The sequence below is a fragment of the Caulobacter segnis genome (genome assembly GCF_031454995.1).
Lineage (GTDB): Bacteria > Pseudomonadota > Alphaproteobacteria > Caulobacterales > Caulobacteraceae > Caulobacter > Caulobacter segnis_E.
Map to the genome: position 1 here is coordinate 846,644 of NZ_JAVDRV010000002.1, position 22,849 is coordinate 869,492.

Genomic DNA, 22,849 nt, shown 5'->3' on the forward strand with positions numbered 1-22,849 from the left:
GAGCTTATGGATTCGGTCAGCTTGGACGCTTGACCCGGATCACATAGTCACTCGGGTCGGCATAGCCTAGGAGCGAGCGCGCGCGCTCTTCCAGTAGGTCGGCCGACAGACTGCCGCTGCGTAATAGACGAGCGCGGGCCTCCAGGTCCATCCTCTCCGCGCGTATCATCCTGAGTTCCTTCGTTTTTGCTGCGAGGTCCGCATTGCGCTGCGAAATGGACAGCAGGCCCCGATCACCCGTCAGGGCATGAAAGGCGAAGTAGAAAATCAGGAAGAAGATCGCCGCGGTCGGCAGGAAAGGTTGCAGTCGGGCGAACATCTGAGCGTCCCAAAGAGGGATTCGCAGGATCGCCGACCCAGCTTAACGCCTTCTAAATCTGGGTGTTGCGAACGCGGGTCGCTCGCCGCGCCCGTCCCACCCCGATGCTTTCACCTGAGATGGTTTCAAGCGCATCTAGATGCCGCATCGCCGAAGCCATTTCGCGACAGCGAAGGCGCGCGAACTGGTCTCTCGTGAAACCAACCCACCCCTTTTAGAAAATTTGTGGGTTAACCCTTGCTGATCAACCGGTTTCAACCGCCAAATCAGGCCCAACAGGCGGAATCGGCGGTCTCCGACGCCGCCTCGAAAACCCAAACAAAAGGGCGCGACCTCTTTCGAAGCCGCACCCTCAAGACTCATTGGTGTCGAAGGGTTTAGCGGCCCTTCAGCGCCGCGCGGCCGGCGTAGACGCCCTGGTCGTCAAGCATCTCCTCGATGCGCAGCAGTTGGTTGTACTTGGCCGTGCGGTCCGAGCGGGCCAGCGAGCCTGTCTTGATCTGACCGCAGTTCAGAGCGACGGCCAGGTCGGCGATCGTGCTGTCCTCGGTCTCGCCCGAGCGGTGGCTCATGACGCTGGTGTAGCCGTGGCGGTGAGCCAGCTCGACCGCGTCGATGGTTTCCGACAGCGTGCCGATCTGGTTGACCTTGACCAGGATCGAATTGGCCAGGCCCTTGTCGAGACCGATCTGCAGGCGCTTGGGGTTGGTCACGAACAGGTCGTCACCGACCAGCTGGACCTTCTTGCCCAGCGTATCGGTCAGCAGCTTCCAGCCGTCGAAGTCGTCCTCGGCCATGCCATCCTCGATGGTGAGGATCGGGAACTTGGCCACCAGGCCGGCCAGGTAGTCGACCATGGCGGCCGGATCGAGCGACTTGCCCTCGCCTTCCAGTTCGTACTTGCCGTTCTTGAAGAACTCGGTCGAGGCGACGTCCAGGCCCAGGACGAAGTCGTCACCGGCCTTGTAGCCCGCCTTCTCGCCAGCCTTGACGATGAAGTCGAGCGCGGCCTCGGCGCTGGCCAGGTTCGGGGCGAAACCGCCTTCGTCGCCGACGTTGGTGTTGTGGCCGGCGTCCTTCAGGGCCTTCTTCAGGGCGTGGAAGATCTCGGCGCCCATGCGCAGGCCTTCGCGGAAGTCCTTGGCGCCTGTCGGCAGGATCATGAACTCCTGGATGTCGATCGGATTGTCGGCGTGGGCGCCGCCGTTGATGATGTTCATCATCGGGGTCGGCAGCACGCGGGCGTTGACGCCGCCGACGTACTTGTAGAGCGGCAGGCCAGCCGACTCCGCGGCGGCCTTGGCGGCGGCCAGCGAGACGCCCAGGATGGCGTTGGCGCCCAGCCGGGCCTTGTTCGGGGTGCCGTCCAGTTCGATCAGCAGGTTGTCGAGGCGGCGCTGGTCCTCGGCGTCCACGCCCGACAGCGCGTCGAAGATCTCGCCGTTGACGGCGTCGACGGCCTGTTGGACGCCCTTGCCCAGGTAGCGGGCCTTGTCGCCATCGCGCTTCTCGTTGGCCTCGTGAGCGCCGGTCGAGGCGCCCGACGGCACCGCCGCGCGACCAAAGGCGCCGTCCTCCAGGATCACGTCGACTTCGACGGTCGGGTTGCCCCGGCTGTCGAGAATTTCACGGGCGATGATGTCGACGATCTCGGTCATGGACTGCTCCTCAAGGCCAAAAGGCGCGGCAGGCTTTAGCCGCCAAGCGCTCCTCGCGCAACTTGACTGCCGTTGTGGCTCGGGGAAGGCCCTTTGTCTGTTTCTTATGGCGCTGACGTCGCGCTAGTGTAGCTGGAGGCTACACTAGAGCGGGTCGTAGAATGAATGCGCCAAGCGCCGAGGTCTTGGAGGCGGCAAATCGGCTTTTGAGTGAGGCGGCGCTCGCCATCAAGGAGGCGCGATGGTCTGACGCCGAACGCGTTCTTTCTGGCATTCTAGATCGGTGGCCGAACCACAAACCGGCCCTCTATAATCTCGGCCTCGCCAATCACATCTTGGGCAGAACCCATGATGCCGAGAGGATATTCAGGCGAGGCGTCGACCTGGATCCCGAAAATCACCAATTCAGATACGGACTTTCAAGGGCCCTGGCCGTCCAAGGGCGGCACTCAGAGGCGTACGAGTATTTCAAGTCTCGGTTTTTCGTTCCTGGGACCGGCATTCGCCGGGTGATTTACCCGGCCCCGCAATGGCAGGGCGAGGACTTGCGCGGAAAGCGCATTGTCGTGATGCCGGAACAAGGCATCGGGGATCAGATACAAATGGCCCGATTTGCTGGCCGAATGAAGGATCTGGGGGCCACTGTTACGTGGTTATGTCACGGATCGCTCAAGTCGCTATTCGCTCATAGCCTTGAGATAGATGTACTTGCCGCTGCTGGGTCAATTTCACTTCCCAAACAAGATTACTGGACCACGACGAGCGACCTCGTTGGATTGCTGAGAGCGGATGGCGATCGTGTTTCCAGTCCTCCATATATCCGGGCAAAGCACCCTAGATATGGTGGAGGGGTTGGGCTTGTAACGTCTGGCAATTCATCGCAGGGAAATGATCGGTTTCGGTCTTTGGGAGAGAATGATGCTTCCACGCTCCGAAGCATCTTAGGCAGGCCGATCTCTCTTTTGCCGGCCGACACCGGAGCTAGTGACTTCCTGGAAACCGCCGACATTGTTGCTGGCCTTGATTTGGTCGTGACGGTGGATACCGCCGCCGCTCATCTGGCTGGAGCAATGGGAAAGCCGGTCTGGATCCTCATTCCAGAGCCCGCGGCGCATTGGCCATGGTCTCGCGGAACCGACAAGACGCCATGGTATGAAACCGCTCGCCTGTTTAGGTCGTCACAAGACGGGAGTTGGAGTGAGACGCTAGAAAGGCTTCGGTTGGCCTTTAACAAGTGGTCTAGCGGCAGAGAATAGCGCTATGCGGCTCCCTTCGGGAGAGCGGCCGAACATGCCCGATCCATGGGAGGATCACATGCTGGACGTCGAACGGCGCGGCCCCATAGCCATCGTCACTCTCAATCGCCCCGAGGCGATGAACGCTTTATCCAAGGCGCTGAGGCTGGCGCTTCACGACGCCATGGTGGCGCTGGACGCCGCCCCTGACGTCAGCGTGGTGATCCTGACCGGCGCCGGAGATCGCGCCTTCACCGCGGGCCTCGACCTCAAGGAGCTAGGCGGCGACGCCTCGGCCATGGGCGCGGCGAATGACCAGGACGCCCGCTCCAATCCTGTGCGGGCGGTCGAGCGCTGCAGAAAGCCCGTCATCGGCGCGATCAATGGCGTGGCCATCACGGGCGGCTTTGAACTCGCCCTCGCCTGCGACGTCCTGATCGCCTCCGAGACCGCCCGTTTCGCCGATACCCACGCCCGGGTCGGGATCATGCCCGGCTGGGGCCTGTCGCAGAAGCTATCGCGACTGATTGGCCCTTATCGCGCCAAGGAGCTGTCGCTCAGCGGCAACTTCCTCGACGCCCGGACGGCCGCCGACTGGGGCCTGGTCAATCGCGTCACCGCGCCGAGCGATCTCCTGCCCACGGCGTTGAAACTCGCCGAGGACATGGCCTCGATCCCGGTCGAGACCCTGGCCTTCTACAAGGGCCTGATCGACGACGGCTATGCGCGCGCCTTCGGCGAAGCCCTGGCGCTCGAACACGAGCGCTCCAGCGGCCACAATCGCGAGGTCACGCCGGAAAAGGTCGAGGCGCGCCGCCGCCAGGTGATGACCCGCGGGCGCTCGCAGTAGTCAGGCGTTCCAGATCCGCGGCGCCAGGCCGCCCTCCCCCAGTCGGAACAGGACGCGTCCCGCTCCAAAATCCAGCTCGACGCGGGCGAACAGGCGCAGGATGTCGACGCCGATCAGGGCGGCCGGCCGATTGTTCAACGACCAGAGGTCGAAGATGTGCAGGTCGGCGAAGGCCATGGGGACATTCGTGATCCGCAGGTCGCCCATCAGCACGGATGGGACCAGCCTGAACTCGCCCAGCTGCATCTCGCCGCCGGCTGTCAGCAAGCGGGCCGGCCGGACAAAGTCAGGGGTTCGGCGGCGGCGCGTCGCGATGGCTCGCGCCAGGGCCATGTTGCCGATGCTGACGCCTCCGCCCGAATCTATGAAGGCCAGCGACCTCACGCCGCCGATCCGGGAGTCGGCCAGCGTCAGCCGTCCGAACTGCTCGTCCGCCGCCACCGAGATCTCGCTCGACATGCGCATGACCCGCGAGACTCTCTGAGTGCGCCTGATCTCAAGTCGTTTTCTCGGAAAATCCATGACGATGTTCCGGCCCTCCAGGATGTCGACTCCCAGAAGCCCATCCGCCCCGACGCGGTCATACGGCAGCACGGGCAGGTTCACGTCGTGGAGCTTGGCGTCACCGGCGCGCAGATTGTCGATCCTGGCCGTCGACGTGGTCACCGAGCCGGAGACGCCGTGGACGATGATCTCCGGGCCAGGGGGCAGCGATAGTCGCTCGACGAGGCCCGGCGTCAAAACGGTGCGGTCCGCGCCCGTGTCGACCACGAACTGGAAGGGACCTTGACCATTGATCGCGACATCGACGGTCATGCGGGCGTGCTGATCCAGGCCCGCATCGAGCAGCACCAGTTGATCGGGCGGCGGCGAAACGGTCGAAGGCGGCAGCTGCGGCAATGGAACTGGCGCGATGGCGCTCGCCAGCGCGGGCGGCGCGGCGATCGATAGACCCAGTCCCGCCGTTATGGTCCGGCGTGTGAGCATGGGCGCTCCTCCCTGATGGAAGGATAACACCGATTTTCCAGCGCATGACGGAAATACGACGAAAAACGCCGCCCAGCTGAGCCGGGCGGCGTTTTCAAGCCGTCGGAGACGGAAAGGAGACCTTAGTCTTCCTTCGGCGTCAGGATCTGCTTGCCGTTGTACATGCCGGTCTTCAGATCGACATGGTGCGGACGGCGCAGCTCGCCGGTGTCCTTGTCCTCGATGAACGAGTTGGCGCCAAGGGCGTGGTGCGACCGGCGCATGTTCCGGCGAGAAGGCGAAGTTTTTCTTTTGGGAACGGCCATCGAAGTGACTCTGCTCGCTGAGCGTGAAAATCGAGAGCGGCGACTCGGGCAATGCCCAGGTCGCCGCGTGAGGGCGCGCTTATGCCCGAATCTGTTGGAGGATGCAACCTCGTGATCAGACGAGGCGTCCATGCTCCTTCGCGGCGGCGATGAAGCTGGCGAAAAGCGGGTGCGGGGCGAACGGGCGGCTCTTCAATTCGGGGTGATATTGGACCCCGATGAACCAAGGATGGTCGTCCCGCTCGACGATCTCGGGCAGCACGCCGTTGGGCGAACGGCCGGTCAGTTTCAGGCCGGCGTCCTCCATCAGGTGGACGTAGCCGATATTGACCTCGTAGCGGTGGCGGTGACGCTCGCTGATCTCGGTGGCGCCGTAGATGTCGGCGACCTTCGAGCCGGGCGTCAGGACGGCGTCGTAGGCCCCCAGGCGCATGGTCCCGCCCAGATCGTCATTGGCGCGACGCTGGACGGTCTCATTGCCCTTGATCCATTCGGTCATGATGCCGACCACCGGACGCTCGGTCGGGCCGAACTCGCTGGAGCTGGCGTCCTTGACGCCGGCGACGTTCCGAAGGGTCTCGATGACGGCCATCTGCATGCCGAAACAGATGCCGAAGTACGGCACCTTCCGTTCGCGAGCGAACTGGGCCGCGCGGATCTTGCCTTCCGCGCCTCGCTCGCCGAAGCCGCCGGGCACCATGATGGCGTGGGCGTTCTCAAGACGGGCCGCGGCCGCGCCTTCGTCGCCCTCGAAGGTCTCGCTCTCGACCCAGTCCAGGTTGACCTTGACCTTGTTGGCCAGGCCGCCGTGGTGCAGGGCCTCGATGAGCGACTTGTAGGCGTCTTTCAGCACAGTGTACTTGCCGACGACGGCGATGGTGACCTCGCCATCGGGGTGCTGGACGGTGTTGTCGATCTCTTTCCAGCGCGCCAGGTTCGGCGCCGGGGCGTCGTGGATGCCAAAGACGTCCAGGACTTCCGCGTCCAGCCCCTGCTCGTGATAGTCGATCGGCACGGCGTAGATGGACGATGAGTCCATCGCCTGGATGACCGCGCTGGGTCGCACGTTGCAGAACTGGGCGATCTTGCGCTTTTCCTCGGGCGGGATCTCTTGCTCGCAGCGGCACAGCAGGATGTCCGGCTGGATGCCGATCGAGCGCAGCTCCTTGACCGAGTGCTGAGTCGGCTTGGTCTTCATCTCGCCGGCCGTCTTGATGAACGGCAGCAGCGTCAGGTGCACGTAGCAGCTCTGGCCGCGCGGCAGATCCTGGCGCAGCTGGCGGATGGCCTCGAAGAACGGCAGGCCCTCGATGTCGCCCACCGTGCCGCCGATCTCGACCAGCACGAAGTCGACGGCCTTCTGGCCCGTCTCGTCCATGGCGGGCGAGAGGACGAAGTCCTTGATCTCGTTGGTGACGTGCGGAATGACCTGGACGGTCGCGCCCAGATAGTCGCCGCGGCGCTCCTTCTCGATAATCGTCTTGTAGATCTGGCCGGTGGTGATGTTGTCGGCCTTGTTGGCCGACACGCCGGTGAAGCGCTCGTAGTGGCCCAGATCAAGGTCGGTCTCGGCCCCGTCGTCGGTCACGAAGACCTCGCCGTGCTGATACGGGCTCATCGTGCCCGGATCGACGTTCAGATAGGGGTCGAGCTTCCGAAGACGGACCGTGTAGCCGCGCGCTTGCAGCAGCGCGCCAAGCGCCGCCGAGGCCAAACCTTTGCCAAGCGAGGAAACCACGCCGCCGGTGATGAAGATGTACCGCGTCATGGGCGATCAGATTACTCGTGATTCGACGACGCCGGTGAAAAGACCTGCGTTCATCAACAAGTTTCGACCCCCGGGTTGCCCTCGGGGGTCGGACGAAAGCTTCCGAAGGAAGCGGTTAGGGCTTGGGCTGCTCGGCCGGAGGCGCGGCGACCGCGGGCGTCGGGGCCTCGGCCGGCTTGTTGGCCGCGGGGGCTGCCGGCTTCTTGGCCGGAGCGGCCTGGGGCGCGGGGGCCAGCAGCGAGGGCCGCGGCGCGGTCGGCGCCGGCGTGTTCAGTTGCGGCGCCGGAGCCTGGATCGGACCGGGCGCGACATCGGCGGGAGCCGGAGCGGCCGGCGCGGCGTTGAGAGCCTTGGAATCGAGGTTCTGGATGTCCAGGCGATCCACCACCGAACCGCCGCTGTTCAGGCGCCCCGTCAGGATCGTCAGCGACAGACTGATCAGCAGGAAGATCGAGAACAGGATCCAGGTGATGCGGGTCAGCAGGTCGCCGGCCCCGCGTGCGGTCATGAAGCTGGACGAGCCGCCGCCCATGCCCAGCGCGCCACCTTCCGAACGTTGCAGCAGGACCACCCCGATCAGGCCGAGGCAGACGACGATGTTGATGGCCAGCAGGACGCCGATGAGCATGACGAATGTGTTCTCAAGCCGGGCGCGGTCAAAAGGTCGCGCGAAAAACGAAGCGGCCCCTCTACCACTAGAGACGCCTCCGCGCCATAGCTGGGAAGCGCGCGCCGCGACGCAAGTCCCAAAGTCCCGTTTCCATAAGCCTTCCAGCCCCCGATATTGGACCGCATGATTCTCGAGACCGCCCGCCTGACCCTCGCTCCCCTGACGGTCGAAGACGCCCCGCGGATCTATCCGTTCCTCAGCGACGCCGAGGTGATGTCCAACCTCGACCAGGAGCCGATCGAGGATCCAGACGAGGTCGAGCGGCGCGTCGCCTATCAGGTCGAGCAGATGGCCGCCGACGAAGCCGCCTATTGGTCGATCCGTCATACGAATAGCGGCCTGTTCCTGGGCTATTGCGAGTTCATTGACTTCGATCGCCGCCACGGCCGGGCCGAGATCCGCTTCGTGATCGCTCGCGACAACTGGGGCCGCGGCTTCGGCTACGAGGCCGTCACCGCCCTGCTCGCCCACGCCGCCAGCGAAGGCCTCAAGAGCCTCGTGGCCAGCGTCCATATCGGCGACCACGGCGAGCGCCTGCTCGAGAAGCTGGGCTTCAAGCCCGAGGGCTATCTGAAGGGCTCGGTGCATCGGGACGGCGAGCGCCGCGATCGTCGGCTCTATGGGCTAGCGCTTTAGGCGCGCGCCTTCGCCGCTTCACGCGATCACTCGCTGAAGGGATGGAAAGGGACGCGGAGCGCCGGACATCCGTCCGGAGGTTTGAAGTGTGTGTACCGTTTCGACGAAGCCAGACGCTCCGCGCGGCCGTTATCCGGTGAGCCCGCGAGGCGCGGGGTTTTAACCCGCTCTCGCCGCTAGGCCCCCGACGGGCGGGCCGGGGCGACGACCCCGGTCCCGGAACGCCCGAGCGATTTCAGCCCGGACCCGCCGCGTCGCCGAAGTCTCCGCCGCCAGGGCTTCGTCCCGATGTTTCAGGGAGCCCGCCGCTGGACCGTCGCGAAGACGTCTTCCCGAAGAAAGACCGGCGAGCGCTTCCCGCTCGCCCCCCCCGACAGCCGTCACGATCGCCGGCCGGACGTCCCTTCCAAGCCATCGGGTGAGATCAGTATGGGCGGGGTTTGAACGCGGATGATCCAGCGGCGTGTAAAAGTGAGAAGTCGTTGAAATCGTTGGGTTCGATTTCGTCTACGCGGATGATAGAGCGCCGCGAACGCCCGTAAAATCCTCCCCCCAGGCGGGGGAGGTGTCGGCGAAGCCGACGGAGGGGGAAGTCCTTCTGACCGGCCACTCCCCCCTCCGGTCCTTCGGACCGCCTCCCCCACGGGGGGAGGATTTTTGGGCACCCAAGCGTCCGGACGTTGGGCTTGACTTAGAAATTTACAAGCGTAACTCTTCCGATGATTTTACATTCGTAATCACTCGGAAGGAGACCGCCATGCGTCTGTCCCACGTCACCCTCGCCGCGCTCGGCGCGATATTCCTCGACACTCCGGCCCAGGCCGCGACGGAGAAGTCGCTCACCCTGGTCGCCGTCTTCTCCAACGCCGCCGTCCCGGTGAAGCTGATCGCCATCATCCTGTTGGTCGGCTTGGTCGCGGGACCCGGACTCGCCCTCGCCAAGCCCGACACGAAGTGGCTGAACGCGATCGCCCGCAGCGCCCTTCCGCTCGGTTTCGCGGCGGCCGCCTACACCCTGCTGGCCGGCGCGGTCGGCATCGCCAATCTGGGCGTGACGCCCACCCTGCCCGTCCTGGCCCCGGGTCTGGCCGAAGCGCTGATGATGGCGATGCTGGGCTTGCTGACCGCCGGCGTCGCGCGTCTGGCTGGCGAGCTGACGGCCCGTCGCCGTGAGGACGCCAGCGTCGCCTGAACGGCGACCAGCCGCTCCTTCTATCGCGCCACCCTTGCTTTTTGCGCCGCAACAAGCGCATAAGGCCGCTCATCGAGCCCCCTTCGTGTCGCTTCGGCGGCGGAAGGGGGCTATTTTTGTTGGAATTCGACCAAGAAGCGGTCCGAGGGAAGCGTTCAAGGCTTCAAAGGGGCCCGATTTGGTCATGGCGCGAGCCGCGCGTGTTTGTGTGCGGCCGCAGACGTGAACTGGACCCATATGCCCTTCCCCGCCTCCCACCCCGCTCTTGAGCGGGCTCTCGCCGCTCAGGGTTACGCCGAGCCCACCCCCGTCCAGGCCGCCGTGTTGGCCGCCGACGCCGCCGACCGCGACCTGCTGGTCAGCGCCCAGACGGGCTCGGGCAAGACCGTCGCCTTCGGCCTCGCGGCCGCCCCGACCCTGCTGGGCGAGGCCGAGACCTTCGGCCAGGCCGCCGAGCCGCTGGCCCTGGTCATCGCCCCGACCCGCGAGCTAGCCATGCAGGTCAATCGCGAGCTGACCTGGCTTTACGCCGAGGCCAAGGCCGTGGTCGTCAACTGCGTCGGCGGCATGGACGCCCGTCGCGAACAGCGCGCCCTGAACTACGGCGCCCACATCGTCGTCGGCACGCCCGGCCGTCTGCGCGACCACATCGAGCGCGGCCACCTGGACCTGTCAAAGCTGCAAGTCGCCGTCCTCGACGAGGCCGATGAGATGCTGGACATGGGCTTCCGCGAGGACCTGGAATTCATCCTGGACGCCGCCCCGCCCGAGCGCCGCACTCTGCTGTTCTCGGCCACCCTGGCCCGCGACATCGTCGAGCTGGCCAAGCGCTACCAGAATGACGCCGTCCGCATCGACACCATCGGCCGCAACGAGCCGCACCGCGACATCGAATATCGCGCCGTGCGCGTAGCGCCCAACGAGGTCGAGCACGCCGTCGTCAATCTGCTGCGCTTCTTCGAAGCCCCCGGCGCCCTGGTGTTCGCCAACACCCGCGAGAGCGTCCGCGGCCTGCACAACAAACTGCGCGAGCGCGGCTTCGCGGTCGTCGGCCTGTCGGGCGAGCTGAGCCAGCGCGAGCGCGCCGACGCCCTGCAGGCCCTGCGCGACGGCCACGCCCGCGTGTGCGTCGCCACCGACGTCGCCGCCCGCGGTCTGGACCTGCCCGACCTGGGCCTGGTGATCCACGCCGAGCTGCCGATCAACAAGGCCACGCTCCTGCACCGCTCGGGCCGCACCGGCCGGGCGGGCAAGAAGGGCGTCTCGGCGCTCGTCGTGCCCTACACCCGTCGCCGCAAGGCCGAACAGCTGCTGTACGCGGCCGGCGTCGACGCCGAATGGGGCGGCGCGCCCAGCGCCGACTCGATCCGCGAAAAAGACCAGGAGCGCCTGCTCGAGGATCCGATCTTCGCCGAGACCAGCACCGACGAGGACATCGCCCTGGCCGAGGCCATGTTGGCCAAGCGCACCCCGGTCGAGATCGCCGCGGCCCTGATCCGCACCCGCCGCGCCAAGCTGCCCTCGCCCGAGGACATCTATGACGATCCGCGCCACGGCGCCGATCCGGGTCCGCGCTCGCGCACGGGCGAGCCGGGCGAGCGTCCGGAACGCGAGCCGCGCGTCAGCATGGACGGCTCGGAGTGGTTCCGGATCAGCGTCGGCCGTCGCGGCAACGCGGACCCGAAGTGGCTGATCCCGATGATCTGCCGCCTGGGCCACATCACCAAGAAGGACATCGGCGCGATCCGGATCTTCGACTACGACACCAAGTTCGAGATCTCGGCCGAGGCGGCCGTGAAGTTCGGCGCGGCGGTCCAGACGACGGTGCGCGAAGACGTCTCGATCACCCCGACCACGGCTCCGGCGCCGCGCGAAGCCGGCCCGCGCCGGGAATATGCGCCACGTCCGCCGCGCGGCGACAACGATGGTCCCCGCGAGTACAAGCCGCGCGCGCCTCGCGAAGATCGGGTGCGTGAGGACGGTCCGCGTCCGCCGCGCGCCAACGCGCCCGGCTCGCGCGATCACACGCCGCGTCCGTCCAGCTTCGGCGACGACGGCTTCAGCAACGCCAAGCCCTATGGCCGCGGCGAAGAGCCCAAGGGCGACTACAAGCCGCGCCGCGCCCCGCGCGACAACGACGCGCCGCGGGACTTCAAGCGCGGCGATGACGCGCCGCGCCCGTATTCGCCCCATTCCGCGGAAGGCGCTCCCAAGCACGCCTTCAAGCCCCGCCACGAGGCGGGCGCCGACGCGCCCCGCGAGTACAAGCCCCGCGCCCCGCGCGCGGACGGTGAGGCGCCCAAGAAGCCTTTCAAGAAGAGCTTCAGCGACAACGCCGCCGGCCCGAAGCCCTATTCCAAGCCCTACGCCGGCAAGCGCGACGACGCGGGCCCCGGCAAGCCGTTCAAGGGCCCCAAGCCCTTCAAGGCCAAGAGCTTCGACGCCAAGCCCGGCGGCAAGCCCGCGGGCAAGCCGTTTAAGAAGAAGTAGTTAGACCAAAATCCTCCCCCTAGCGGGGGAGGTGTCGGCTCGGAGAGACGACGGAGGGGGAAGAAGGCATGCTCTCAAAGCACTTCCCCCTCCGGCCTTCGGCCTCCTCCCCCATTGGGGGAGGATTTGGCTAGGCCGCCTGCCCGGCGCTCCAGCCCGAGGCCCAGGCCCACTGGAAGTTATAGCCGCCCAGCCAGCCGGTGACGTCCACCACCTCGCCGATGAAATAGAGCCCCGGCACGGCCTTGGCCTCCAAGGTCCGCGAGTCGAGGTCGTCGGTGTCGACCCCGCCCAGGGTCACTTCCGCCGTCCGATAGCCTTCCGAGCCCACCGGCTTGAAGGTCCAGGCGTTGACCGCCGCCGCCAGCCGGCCCAGAACCTTGTCCGAGCAGTCGGCGATATTGCCCTTCCCGGCCGCCTCTTCCTCGGCGATCACCTGGGCGACGCGCTTGGGCAGCAGGGTCGACAGCACGGTCGCCACCGCCTGGCGCGGCGTGGCCGTGCGGGCCGCCTTCAGCGCGGCCAAGGCGTCGACGCCCGGGGCCATATCGACCCGGATCTCGTCGCCCTCCCGCCAATAGGACGATATCTGCAGGATCGAAGGTCCCGATAGGCCCCGGTGGGTGAAGAGCATCCCCTCCCGGAACTTGGTCTTGCCGTGGGCGACCACGGCGTCCAGCGCCACGCCCGACAGCGGCGTCAGCCGCGCCAGCATGCCCGGCTCGAAGGTCAAGGGCACCAGCGCCGGGCGGGTCTCGACGATCCCCAGCCCAAACTGCCTGGCGATGTCGTAGCCCAGGCCCGTCGCGCCCATCTTCGGGATCGACTTGCCGCCGCTGGCGACAACCAATGAGGCGCAGGCGACCTTGCCGGACGACAGCGCGACCTCGAAACCGCCCTCGGTCTTGGCCACGCTCTCCACGCCGGTCTCCAGCCGCAGCGTCACGCCGGCGGCCTTCATCTCGGTCAGCAGCATCGTGATGATCTGCTTGGCCGAGCCGTCGCAGAACAGCTGGCCCAAGGTCTTCTCGTGATAGGCGATGCCGTACCGCTCGACGAGGGCGATGAAGTCCTTTGGCCGATAGCGACGCAGCGCCGACAGCGCGAACTTCGGATTGGCCGACAGGAAGTTATGGATCGACGCGCCGGTGTTGGTGAAGTTGCAGCGCCCGCCGCCGCTGATGCGGATCTTTTCGCCCGCTGCCTTGGCGTGATCGATGACAAGCACCGAGCGTCCGCGCTTGCCCGCTTCGATGGCGCACATCATGCCGGCCGCGCCCGCGCCGATCACCAGGACGTCGAAATTTTCCAAGGTTCGCCCGCTGCTTGCTCGCGCCTCTTCGAGCCGACGCGGGGTCCGGTGTCAACCAGCCGGCCTTGACGCGACGACGGAAGACGCTACGACGCTCGCCCCGCCCTCCTAGCACATCGAGCCTCCCATGACGGCCGCCCACGCGCCGACGATCGGCGTCGACTTCGGCACCACCAACACCGTCGTCTCGATGACGCACGGCGACGACCACGCGCGCCTCGTCCGCTTTTCGATCGATAACCGCGAGCTCTTCGCCTTCCGCTCGGCGCTGAGCTTCCACAGCGTCCAGGGCGAACGCATAGTCGAGGCCGGCCCGTGGGCCATCGAGGCCTATCTGGAAGAGCCGCTGGAGACGCGGTTCATCCAGTCGTTCAAGACCTTCGCCGCCTCGGCCGCCTTCACCGAGACGCGCATCCTGGACAAGCGCTACCAGTTCGAGGACCTCCTGGCGGCGTTCCTGCTGCGGCTGCGCGAGCACGCCGGCGCGCGGATGAACGACCTTCCGCCGCGGATCATAGTCGGCCGGCCCGTGACCTTCGCCGGCAGCTCGCCGAACGAGAGCCTGGCGCTGACCCGCTACGAAGCGGCGTTCCAGCGCCTGGGCTTTTCCGACATCCGCTATGCCTACGAGCCGGTCGGCGCGGCCTTCTTCTTCGCGCGGCAGCTAAAGCAGGACGCCACGGTGCTGGTCGCCGACTTTGGCGGCGGCACCTCGGACTTCTCGCTGGTGCGGTTCGAGCGCGCGGCGGACGGGACGCTGCGCTCGACGCCGCTGTCGCGCTCGGGTGTCGGCCTGGCCGGCGACGCCTTCGACTACCGGATCATCGACCAACTGGTCTCGCCCGAGCTGGGCAAGGGATCCGACTATCGGTCGTTCTCGAACAAGCTGCCGATCCCGCAGCGCTACTACGCCGCCTTCGCGCGCTGGGACCAGCTGGCCCTGTTGCGCGCCTCCAAGGACATGCGCGACATCCGCGCCTTGGAGCGCACGGCCGTCGAGCCCGACAAGATCGCGGCCCTCATCGAGGTTTTGGACGGCAATCACGGCTACGCGCTCTATCGTTCCGTTTCGGCGTTGAAGGAGGCGCTGTCGAGCCACGACGCGGCGACGTTCCTCTTCGAGGCGGGGTCCGTCCGGATCGAGAAGCAGGTCCAGCGGGCCGATTTCGAAGGCTGGATCGCGCCGGAACTGGCCGCCATCGAGGGCGCCGTGGCCGAGGCGCTCGATCGCGCCGGCCTTTCGGAAAACGGCGTCGACCGCGTGTTCCTAACCGGCGGCAGTTCGTTCGTTCCGGCCGTGCGCGACATCTTCCTGCGTCGGTTTGGAGCCGACAAGATCGAGAGCGGCGGCGAGTTCGAGTCCATCGCCTCGGGCCTGGCCCTGATCGGCCGCGAGGCCGATCTCGACCTTTGGACCATGCGCGCCGGCTGATCGCGGCGCCAGGCCCGTTGGTCGCATGGCCGCGAGCTGCGCTTTGCCCTAGGGTTAACGCGAACGATTCGCGTCGCGACCTTGGGGAGAGCGAGTCCAGTGCCGATTTCGTACCTGTCCGCGTCACAGATCGCGGCCCTCTCGGCCACCACGATCCAGGGCCTGTCGACCACCAAGCTGGAAGGCTTGGTCAGCACGCAGGTCGCCGTTCTTTCCACCACGACGCTGTCGGGCCTGACCGCCACCCAGGTCTCGGCGATCTCCAACACCGCCGTGAAGGGTCTGACGGCGACCCAGATACCGGCCTTCGCCCCCACCCTCATCTTCGACGCGGAACAGTTGACCGCCTTTAGCGGCGCCCAGCTAAACGCCCTGACCTCGACCCAGCTGGCCAAGCTGGACGCCGATCGCATGGACGCCCTCAGCGCCACCCAGATCGGAGCGCTGGACACCACGCACTTCATCGCGCTCGACACGACCCAGATCGGCGCCCTGGACCCGACCCAGCTCAAGAACCTGACCTCCGCGCAGATCCAGGCGATGACCGTCGCCGATCTGGGCGAGCTGCGGGCCAACCAGTTGCAGGCGCTGTCCGCCGCTCAGATCGCGGCCTTGCCCACGACCCTGGTCCCAGCCATCGACACAACCCAGCTGGCGGCTCTGACCGTCACGCAGCTGCAGGGCCTGACCGTTTCCCAGGTCGGGGCGCTTTCGACCACCCAGATTGGCGAGCTCGACACCGATTTCACCGTCTTGTCGGCGACGCAGCTTGGCGGGCTCTCGCGCACCCAGACGAGCAGCCTTTCCGATACCCAGGTCGCGGGCTTGAACGCGACCCAGCTGGCGGGCCTCAGCCCCGAGGGGTTCGGTGGCCTGTCGGCGACCCAGGTCTCCAGCCTGACGACGACCCAGGTCTCCAGCCTGACGCCGACCCAGATCGCCGGTTTGAACGAGACCGACTTCGCCGAACTGACGGCGACGCAGGTCGCCAGCTTCGGCGCCACCCAGATGGCCGCGCTGTCCGCCAGCAACATCAGCGCCTTGAGCGCCACCCAGATGGCGACCCTGACCTCGACCCATCTCTCGGCGCTGACCAGCACCCAGATGGCCGGCTTGACGCCGACCGACTTCGCCGAGCTGTCCACCACCCAGATCCTAAGCCTCACCGCCACCCAGCTCGGCGGCCTCTCGGCGACCAACATCAGGAGCCTGGACACCACGACGACGCAGGCCTTGACCAAGACACAGCTGGCGGGTCTGACGGCGACGCAGATGGGGGGGCTGACCTCGGCGGACATGGACGAGTTCACCGATACCCAGATCGCGACCCTGTCGCCGGCGCAACTGGGCGCGATCTCGGTGTCGAACCTGGCCAGTCTGTCCCCCACCCAGGTGGGCACGCTGACGCCGACGGCCTTGAAGGGCCTCTCGCCCTATCAGATGCGCAGCCTGTCCTCGACCGCCTTCGCGCTGTTCGGCGCCACCCAGGTCCAAAGCTTCACGACGACCCAGATCGGGTCGCTGGCCACCACGGTGATCGCCGGATTCTCGACCACCCAGATCGGCTACCTGATGCCGTCGCAGATCCCCGGCCTGACCATCAACCAACTGGACTGGCTATCGACGACCAATATCGCGGCGATGACGCCGCTGCAGCTGGCCGCCCTGACGCCAGCCCAGGTCGACAGCCTCTAGCGGCTCGAACCGCCGAGCGTCTTGGCCAGATAGGCCGCGAGCGCCTCCACCCGCGCGGGTCGGGGGCCGCCGGGCGGCATGACCAGGTGAAGCGCGATCGGCGCGCCCTGCCATTCCGTCAGCACCTCTTCCAGCCGCCCATCCGCCACGGCCGGTCCGACGATGAAGTCCGGCAGCATGGCGACGCCCGATCCCGCCAGCAGCGCCGGCAGCAGGACGTCGCCGTTGTTGGCCCGGATCACGGACCTTGGCCGCACCGCGGCCTCCTCGCCGCCCTTCTGGAAACGCCAGGTCTCGGGCGCGGACTGGTGGCCGTAGGTCAGGCCGCGATGCTGGGCCAGGTCGGCGGGATGATGCGGACGACCGTGCTGGTTCCAATAGGCCGGCGAGGCCACAAGATGGCGCCTGACCGCCCGTAGCCGCCGCGCCACCAGCGAACTGTCCGGAAGGGCCGCGACACGCAGCGCCAGGTCAAAGCCCATGCCCACCAGGTCGATCGTGGCGTCCGACAGGTGCAGGTCGATCGACACCTCCGGATAGGCCTCCAGGAACGCCGGCAGCACGGGGCCAAGCGTGGTGATACCCAGCGACATCGGCACGGCCATGCGGACCACACCCCGCGGCGCGGAGGATTGGCTGGAGGCCTCCTCTTCGGCCGCCTGAGCCTCGGCCAGGACGCGGGTGGCGCGCTCGACTAGGGACTGACCGGCGTCGGTCAGAGCCAGGCGTCGCGAGGTGCGATTGAACAGTCGCGCGCCCAGCCGCGTTTCCAGCCGGGTCACCGCCTTGGAGACGGTGGCCTTGGACATCGCCAACTCGTCGGCGGCGGCGGCGAACGAACGCAGCTCCACCACCTTGGCGAACACGGCGAGGCCTTCGAGATCGGGAAGCTTGGACATGGACGAATCTTAGTTTTGGAAACCATGTGTTTCAACAGTTTCCATTTCGGATCCAGTCAGGTCCCCTATCTTCTCCTCAACACGACGCGCCGGACCGGCGCGTCAGAGGAACAGAAAGGTTAGAGCCATGATCGACCGCAGACCGTTCGACAAGCTTGGCGGCGCCGACCACGGTTGGCTGAAGGCCAAGCATCACTTCTCGTTCGCCAGCTATTACGACCCCAGCAACATGAACTGGGGCAGCTTGCGGGTCTGGAACGACGACGAGATCGCCTCCAACACCGGCTTCCCGCCGCATCCGCACAGCGACATGGAAATCATCACCTATGTCCGCGACGGCGCGATCACCCACCAGGACAGCCTGGGCAACAAGGGCCGCACCGTGGCCGGCGACGTCCAGGTGATGAGCGCGGGCACGGGCATCCGCCACTCGGAGTACAACCTCGAGCCGGAAACGACCCGGATCTTCCAGATCTGGATCGAGCCCAAGAACTTCGGCGCCGCGCCGTCGTGGGGCGCCAAGCCGTTCCCCAAGGGCGACCGCTCGGGCAAGTTCGTCACCCTGGCCTCGGGTTTCGCCGATGACGCCGACGCCCTGCCGATCCGCACCGACGCCCGCGTTCTGGGCGCGACGCTGAAGGCCGGCGAGAGCACCACCTACGCCCTGGGCAAGGACCGTAGCGGTTACCTGGTCCCGGCCGTCGGGACCGTCGAGGTCAATGGCGTCAAGCTGAATGCCCGCGACGGGGCCGGCATCAAGGACGAGGACGCGATCACCGTCACCGCCCTGGAAGACGCCGAACTGGTCCTGGTCGACGCCGCCCTGGACTAGAGTTTCCTTCAAGAAACGGACGCGGGGAAACCTTAGCCTCGCGTCCGACTTTCCTCCCCTAACCCATTCTCAAAGGAGGCCGTGATGGCCAAGGTTCTCGTTCTCTACTACTCGTCGTACGGCCACATCGAGACGATGGCCAAGGCCGTCGCCGAAGGCGCCCGCGAAGCCGGCGCCCAGGTCGACATCAAGCGCGTTCCTGAAACCGCGCCGCTGGAAGTCGCCCAGAAGGCCCACTTCAAGCTCGATCAGGAGGCGCCGGTCGCCACGGTCGAGGACCTGGCCAACTATGACGCCATCATCGTCGGCACGGGCACGCGCTTTGGCCGCATGAGCTCGCAGCTCGCGGCGTTCCTCGACCAGGCCGGCGGCCTGTGGGCCCGCGGCGCCCTGCACGGCAAGGTCGGCGGCGCGTTCACCTCGACGGCGACCCAGCATGGCGGCCAGGAAACCACCCTGTTCTCGATCATCACCAACCTGCTGCACTTCGGCATGGTGATCGTGGGCATGGACTACGGCCACGCCGGCCAGATGACCCTAGACGAAGTCACCGGAGGCAGCCCCTACGGCGCCACCACGATCGCCGGCGGCGACGGCTCGCGTCAGCCCAGCGAGAACGAACTGACGGGCGCCCGCTACCAGGGCCGCAAGGTCGCCGAGACCGCGATCAAGCTGCACGGCTAACCCCTCCCTCTAGCCGTCAGTCGCCGTCCGCGTCCCTCCCCCTAGGCGGACGGCCTTAGCAACCGCCCCGAGGCTCCTCCCGCCTCGGGGCGGTTTTGCGTTTGAGCGGAGCGTCACACGCCCCCTCCGTCACGTCGCCTATCGGCGCCGCGCCACCTCCCCCGTTTTACGGGTGAGGAGGAAGACGCCCTCCTCACCCGTAGCGAAGCGTGCGGGGGAGGTGGCGCGATGCGGACACGCATCGCGACGGAGGGGGCGCAAAGCCTGCCTCTCAGCCCCTCGCCCGCACCACGGCCACCAGCCAGCCGCCGCCCCAAGGGGTGTTGATCACCGCCTCGTCCAGCACCTCGCCCATCGTCTTCAGGCGATGCCATAGGCGCAGAGGCTTCAGCGCCAGCCACATGGTCAGGCCCACGGCGCCGTCGGGCTTCAGGTTCGGCGCGTAGTGGGCGACGAGGTCCTCGACCTCGCCCAGATGCTCGATGCATTCGGAGAACACCACCACGTCGAAGGTCTCGTCGGTCTCGAAGGTCCGGCCGTCGCCCAGCACCATCTTGACCTCGCCGATGGCGATCTCGGGCGCCAGGCGCAGCTCGCCACGCTCGATGGCGGGCCTAGAGAAATCGACGCCGACATAGCGGGCGGGACGGTGGGCGCGCAGGGCCTCGTAGAACACCCCCTCGCCCGCTCCGATCTCCAGCACGCGTGGATTGGGCCAGCGGTCCGCGATCATGGCCGCCAGCAGGCGATGGTGATGACGCTGCTCGGAGTGGTTCAGGCGGTCGTAGATCCCGGCCTGGTATTCAGCGTCCCACTTCTCGACGGGCGCGGCCACGATCGGCTTGTGGCGCTTGCGCATGAACAGCTCGCCCAACGCCGGATTGTCCAGCGACAGCAGCTCCGTGAACCGGCGCCAGCGCAGATAGGCCATGACTTCCCCCCGAACATTGAGGACCCGGATAGGGAAAGGGCCCCGGACTGTCCAGTCCGAGGCCCTCCAAGTGAGTTCAGCGAGCGCTTAGCCCTTGTTGGCGAGAGCCGCTTGGGCGGCCGCCAGGCGCGCGATCGGCACGCGGTAGGGCGAGCACGACACATAGTCGAGGCCGACCTTCTCGCAGAAGCCGATCGAGGCCGGATCGCCGCCATGCTCGCCGCAGATGCCCAGCTTGACGTCCGGACGGGCCGCGCGGCCACGCTCGGCGGCGATGCGGATCAGGTCGCCCACGCCGTCCTGGTCGAGGCTGACGAAGGGGTCCTTCTCGAAGATGCCCTTGTCGATATAGGCGCCCAGGAACTTGCCGGCGTCGTCGCGGCTGATGCCGAACGTCGTCTGGGTCAGGTCGTTGGTGCCGAAGCTGAAGAACTCGGCGTTGGCGGCCAGGTCGCCGGCGCGCAGGGCCGCGCGGGGCAGCTCGATCATGGTGCCGACGGTGTACTTCAGGTCCACGCCCTGCTCTTCCAGCACCGCCTTGGCGACGCGGTCGGTCAGGTCGCGCAGGTACTTCATCTCCTCGCCCTTGGCGACCAGCGGGTGCATGATCTCCGGCACGGGCGCGGCCTTGCCCGACTTGGCGATCTCGCACGCGGCCTCCAGGATGGCCCGGACCTGCATCTCGTAGATCTCGGGATACGAGACGCCCAGGCGGCAGCCGCGGTGGCCCAGCATGGGGTTGGTCTCGTGCAGCTCCTTGGCGCGGCGCAGCAGCTTGGCGGCGTCCAGGCCGGTGGCCTTGGCCACGGCTTCGACGTCTTCCTCGGTGTGCGGCAGGAACTCGTGCAGCGGCGGATCCAGCAGGCGGATCGTGACCGGCAGGCCTTCCATGATCGTGAAGAGCTCGACGAAGTCGGCCTTCTGGAAGGGCGCGATCTTGGCCAGGGCGGCGCGGCGGCCGTTCTCGTCGTCGGCCAGGATCATCTCGCGCACGGCGGCGATCCGGGTGTCGTCGAAGAACATATGCTCGGTCCGGCAGAGGCCGATGCCCTCCGCGCCGAACTGACGGGCGGTCTTGGCGTCGAGCGGCGTCTCGGCGTTGGCGCGCACCTTCAGGCGGCGGACCTGGTCGGCCCAGCCCATCAGGGTCGCGAAGTCCCCGGTCAGCTCGGGCTCGATCATCTTGGGCGAACCGGCCAGGATTTCCCCGGTCGAGCCGTCGATGGTGATGATCTCGCCGGCCTTGAACTCGCGCCCACGGACGCGGAACAGGCCTTCCTTCGGGAAGATGGCGACGTCGCCGGCGCCCGAGACGCAGGCCCGGCCCATGCCGCGCGCCACGACGGCGGCGTGGCTGGTCATGCCGCCCCGCGCCGTGATGATGCCGCGGGCGGCGTGCATGCCGTGGATGTCCTCCGGCGAGGTCTCCTCGCGCACCAGGATCACGGACTCGCCGGCGGCGGCGGCCTTCTCGGCGGCGTCGCTGTCGAAGACGATCTTGCCGGTCGCCGCGCCGGGCGAGGCCGGCAGGCCGACGGCGATCACGTCGCGGTGCGCCGTGGGGTCGATGGTCGGGTGCAGCAGTTGGTCCAGCGAGGCCGGCTCGACGCGGCCCACGGCCTCTTCCTTGCTGATCACGCCCTCGGCCGCCATGTCGACCGCCACCTTCAGCGCGGCCTTGGCCGTGCGCTTACCGTTGCGGGTCTGCAGCATGTAAAGCTTGCCCTGCTCCACCGTGAACTCGATGTCCTGCATGTCGCGGTAGTGGCGCTCCAGCGTCTCGACCACGGTCTTGAACTGGCCGAACACCGCCGGCATCGCCTCTTCCATCGAGGGGGCGGTGTCGCCCATCTCCTCGCGGGCGGCCTTGGTCAGGGATTGCGGCGTGCGGATGCCCGCCACCACGTCCTCGCCCTGGGCGTTGATCAGGAACTCGCCATAGAGACGGTTGTCGCCGTTCGACGGATTGCGGGTGAAGGCCACGCCCGTCGCCGAAGTGTCGCCCATGTTGCCGAACACCATCGACTGGATGTTCACGGCCGTGCCCCAGCTTTCGGGGATGTCGTGCATGCGGCGATAGAACTTGGCCCGGTCGTTCATCCAGCTGGCGAACACCGCGCCCACGGCGCCCCACAGCTGCTCCTGGGCGTCCTGCGGGAATGGCTTGCCCAGCTGATCGCGGACGGCGGCCTTGTAGTCCTTGATGACCTCGGCCCAGTCGTCGGCGGTCAGACCGGTGTCGACGTGGACGTCCAGGCGTTCCTTGTGGTCGTCTAGGATCTCCTCGAACATGTGATGCTCGAGGTTCAGCACGACGTTCGAGTACATCTGGATGAAGCGGCGATAGCTGTCATAGGCGAAGCGGCGGTCCCCCGACAGCTTGGCCAAGCCCTCGACGGTCTCGTCGTTGAGGCCGAGGTTCAGGACCGTGTCCATCATGCCCGGCATCGAGGCCCGGGCGCCCGAACGCACCGAGACTAGCAGCGGATTGGAAACGTCGCCGAAGCGCTTGCCCGTGATCTCCTCGACCTTGGCCAGGCCGACCTCGACCTGCTGGGCCAGTTCGGCCGGGTACTGCCTGCCATTGGCGTAGTAATGAACACACGCCTCGGTGGTGATCGTGAACCCCGGCGGCACCGGCAGGCCCAGCGAGGACATCTCGGCGAGGTTGGCGCCCTTGCCTCCCAGAAGATTTTTCATCGAGGCGTCGCCGTCGGCGCCGCCTCCGCCAAATGCGTATACCCAACGGGCCTTGGTCAGCGTCTCAACCGGCATATGAAATTCACCCTGCGATAAGTGAAAAGGCCGCGCCCCTCTGCTGAGAGCGTCTCACCTTGGAACAGCGCTGCTGTATCGTGATCCCGCAGTGCAATATCCGGGGCCTCAGTAGCACTTCGTTCAAGAACGCGTCCACTGGCGCTTCGCGTTCCGCGCCCCATCTTGAGAATTCGGCA

19 protein-coding genes are annotated in these 22,849 nt (G+C 66.8%); 9 read left to right on the forward strand and 10 right to left on the reverse strand.

The annotated features are described in order from the left end of the window. Positions 1-16: 16 nt before the first annotated feature. Together J2728_RS10055 and eno are read right to left on the reverse strand one after the other, a co-directional pair. Positions 17-319 carry an FtsB family cell division protein gene (locus tag J2728_RS10055; protein ID WP_309998763.1) on the reverse strand — a complete coding sequence of 101 codons (303 nt, stop codon included), beginning with the start codon at positions 317-319 and terminating at the stop codon, positions 17-19. 377 nt (positions 320-696) lie between these two features. Further along, entirely contained in the window at positions 697-1,977 is a 1,281-nt protein-coding gene (gene eno / locus J2728_RS10060) for a phosphopyruvate hydratase (RefSeq protein WP_309998765.1), read from the reverse strand. Between the two features lie 161 nt (positions 1,978-2,138). Between eno and J2728_RS22280 the strand changes: the two genes are divergently transcribed. Next, positions 2,139-3,233: a tetratricopeptide repeat protein gene (locus J2728_RS22280; RefSeq protein ID WP_404979731.1), complete on the forward strand. Its 1,095-nt coding sequence runs from the start codon at positions 2,139-2,141 to the stop codon at positions 3,231-3,233. Positions 3,234-3,291: 58 nt separating this feature from the next. Next, on the forward strand, positions 3,292-4,062 hold the full coding sequence (locus J2728_RS10065) for an enoyl-CoA hydratase (protein WP_309999454.1): 771 nt from the start codon (positions 3,292-3,294) through the stop codon (positions 4,060-4,062). On the opposite strand, the gene J2728_RS10070 is transcribed toward J2728_RS10065, so the two are convergent. From J2728_RS10070 to secG, 4 genes are all read right to left on the reverse strand, one after another. Then, the gene (locus tag J2728_RS10070) at positions 4,063-5,049 is read right to left on the reverse strand and encodes a retropepsin-like aspartic protease (RefSeq protein ID WP_309998766.1); all 987 of its coding nucleotides are present in this window, start codon (positions 5,047-5,049) and stop codon (positions 4,063-4,065) included. It abuts the gene before it with no gap. 122 nt (positions 5,050-5,171) lie between these two features. Then, a complete protein-coding gene (gene rpmF / locus J2728_RS10075; RefSeq protein ID WP_010919589.1) occupies positions 5,172-5,354 on the reverse strand; it encodes a 50S ribosomal protein L32 in 183 nt (60 codons plus the stop codon). A 115-nt stretch (positions 5,355-5,469) separates the two neighbouring features. After that, positions 5,470-7,122, reverse strand: a complete 1,653-nt coding sequence (locus tag J2728_RS10080) for a CTP synthase (protein ID WP_309998769.1) — start codon at positions 7,120-7,122, stop codon at positions 5,470-5,472. 115 nt (positions 7,123-7,237) lie between these two features. Continuing rightward, positions 7,238-7,750: a preprotein translocase subunit SecG gene (gene secG, locus J2728_RS10085; RefSeq protein WP_309998771.1), complete on the reverse strand. Its 513-nt coding sequence runs from the start codon at positions 7,748-7,750 to the stop codon at positions 7,238-7,240. A gap of 165 nt (positions 7,751-7,915) precedes the next feature. Between secG and J2728_RS10090 the strand changes: the two genes are divergently transcribed. The 3 genes from J2728_RS10090 to J2728_RS10105 all read left to right on the forward strand — a co-directional run bounded on the left by J2728_RS10090 (position 7,916) and on the right by J2728_RS10105 (position 12,110). Next, a complete protein-coding gene (locus tag J2728_RS10090) occupies positions 7,916-8,428 on the forward strand; it encodes a GNAT family N-acetyltransferase (RefSeq protein ID WP_309998772.1) in 513 nt (170 codons plus the stop codon). Between the two features lie 757 nt (positions 8,429-9,185). After that, positions 9,186-9,620 (forward strand): hypothetical protein, encoded by a 435-nt coding sequence (locus tag J2728_RS10100; RefSeq protein WP_309998773.1) that lies wholly within the window; start codon positions 9,186-9,188, stop codon positions 9,618-9,620. Between the two features lie 237 nt (positions 9,621-9,857). Then, a complete protein-coding gene (locus tag J2728_RS10105; protein WP_309998774.1) occupies positions 9,858-12,110 on the forward strand; it encodes a DEAD/DEAH box helicase in 2,253 nt (750 codons plus the stop codon). A 130-nt stretch (positions 12,111-12,240) separates the two neighbouring features. Here J2728_RS10105 and J2728_RS10110 read toward each other — a convergent pair whose 3' ends face one another. Continuing rightward, a complete protein-coding gene (locus tag J2728_RS10110; RefSeq protein WP_309998775.1) occupies positions 12,241-13,422 on the reverse strand; it encodes a BaiN/RdsA family NAD(P)/FAD-dependent oxidoreductase in 1,182 nt (393 codons plus the stop codon). Positions 13,423-13,549: 127 nt separating this feature from the next. On the opposite strand from J2728_RS10110, the gene J2728_RS10115 reads away from it, so the two are divergent. Together J2728_RS10115 and J2728_RS10120 are read left to right on the forward strand one after the other, a co-directional pair. Next, positions 13,550-14,854, forward strand: a complete 1,305-nt coding sequence (locus J2728_RS10115) for an Hsp70 family protein (RefSeq protein ID WP_309998777.1) — start codon at positions 13,550-13,552, stop codon at positions 14,852-14,854. Between the two features lie 99 nt (positions 14,855-14,953). Further along, positions 14,954-16,549: an ice nucleation protein gene (locus J2728_RS10120; RefSeq protein ID WP_309998778.1), complete on the forward strand. Its 1,596-nt coding sequence runs from the start codon at positions 14,954-14,956 to the stop codon at positions 16,547-16,549. Here J2728_RS10120 and J2728_RS10125 read toward each other — a convergent pair. Further along, a complete protein-coding gene (locus J2728_RS10125) occupies positions 16,546-17,448 on the reverse strand; it encodes a LysR family transcriptional regulator (protein ID WP_309998779.1) in 903 nt (300 codons plus the stop codon). The two genes, J2728_RS10120 and J2728_RS10125, sit on opposite strands and share 4 nt — an antisense overlap. Before the next feature lie 127 nt (positions 17,449-17,575). On the opposite strand from J2728_RS10125, the gene J2728_RS10130 reads away from it, so the two are divergent. Next, the gene (locus J2728_RS10130; RefSeq protein WP_309998780.1) at positions 17,576-18,280 is read left to right on the forward strand and encodes a pirin family protein; all 705 of its coding nucleotides are present in this window, start codon (positions 17,576-17,578) and stop codon (positions 18,278-18,280) included. Positions 18,281-18,364: 84 nt separating this feature from the next. Next, positions 18,365-18,964: an NAD(P)H:quinone oxidoreductase gene (gene wrbA / locus J2728_RS10135; RefSeq protein ID WP_309998782.1), complete on the forward strand. Its 600-nt coding sequence runs from the start codon at positions 18,365-18,367 to the stop codon at positions 18,962-18,964. 271 nt (positions 18,965-19,235) lie between these two features. Here the strand turns inward: wrbA and J2728_RS10140 are convergent, their stop codons facing one another. Both J2728_RS10140 and ppdK read right to left on the reverse strand, forming a co-directional pair. Next, positions 19,236-19,895 carry an SAM-dependent methyltransferase gene (locus J2728_RS10140; RefSeq protein ID WP_309998784.1) on the reverse strand — a complete coding sequence of 220 codons (660 nt, stop codon included), beginning with the start codon at positions 19,893-19,895 and terminating at the stop codon, positions 19,236-19,238. An 87-nt stretch (positions 19,896-19,982) separates the two neighbouring features. Next, positions 19,983-22,670 carry a pyruvate, phosphate dikinase gene (ppdK, locus tag J2728_RS10145; protein ID WP_309998785.1) on the reverse strand — a complete coding sequence of 896 codons (2,688 nt, stop codon included), beginning with the start codon at positions 22,668-22,670 and terminating at the stop codon, positions 19,983-19,985. Positions 22,671-22,849 lie beyond the last annotated feature (179 nt).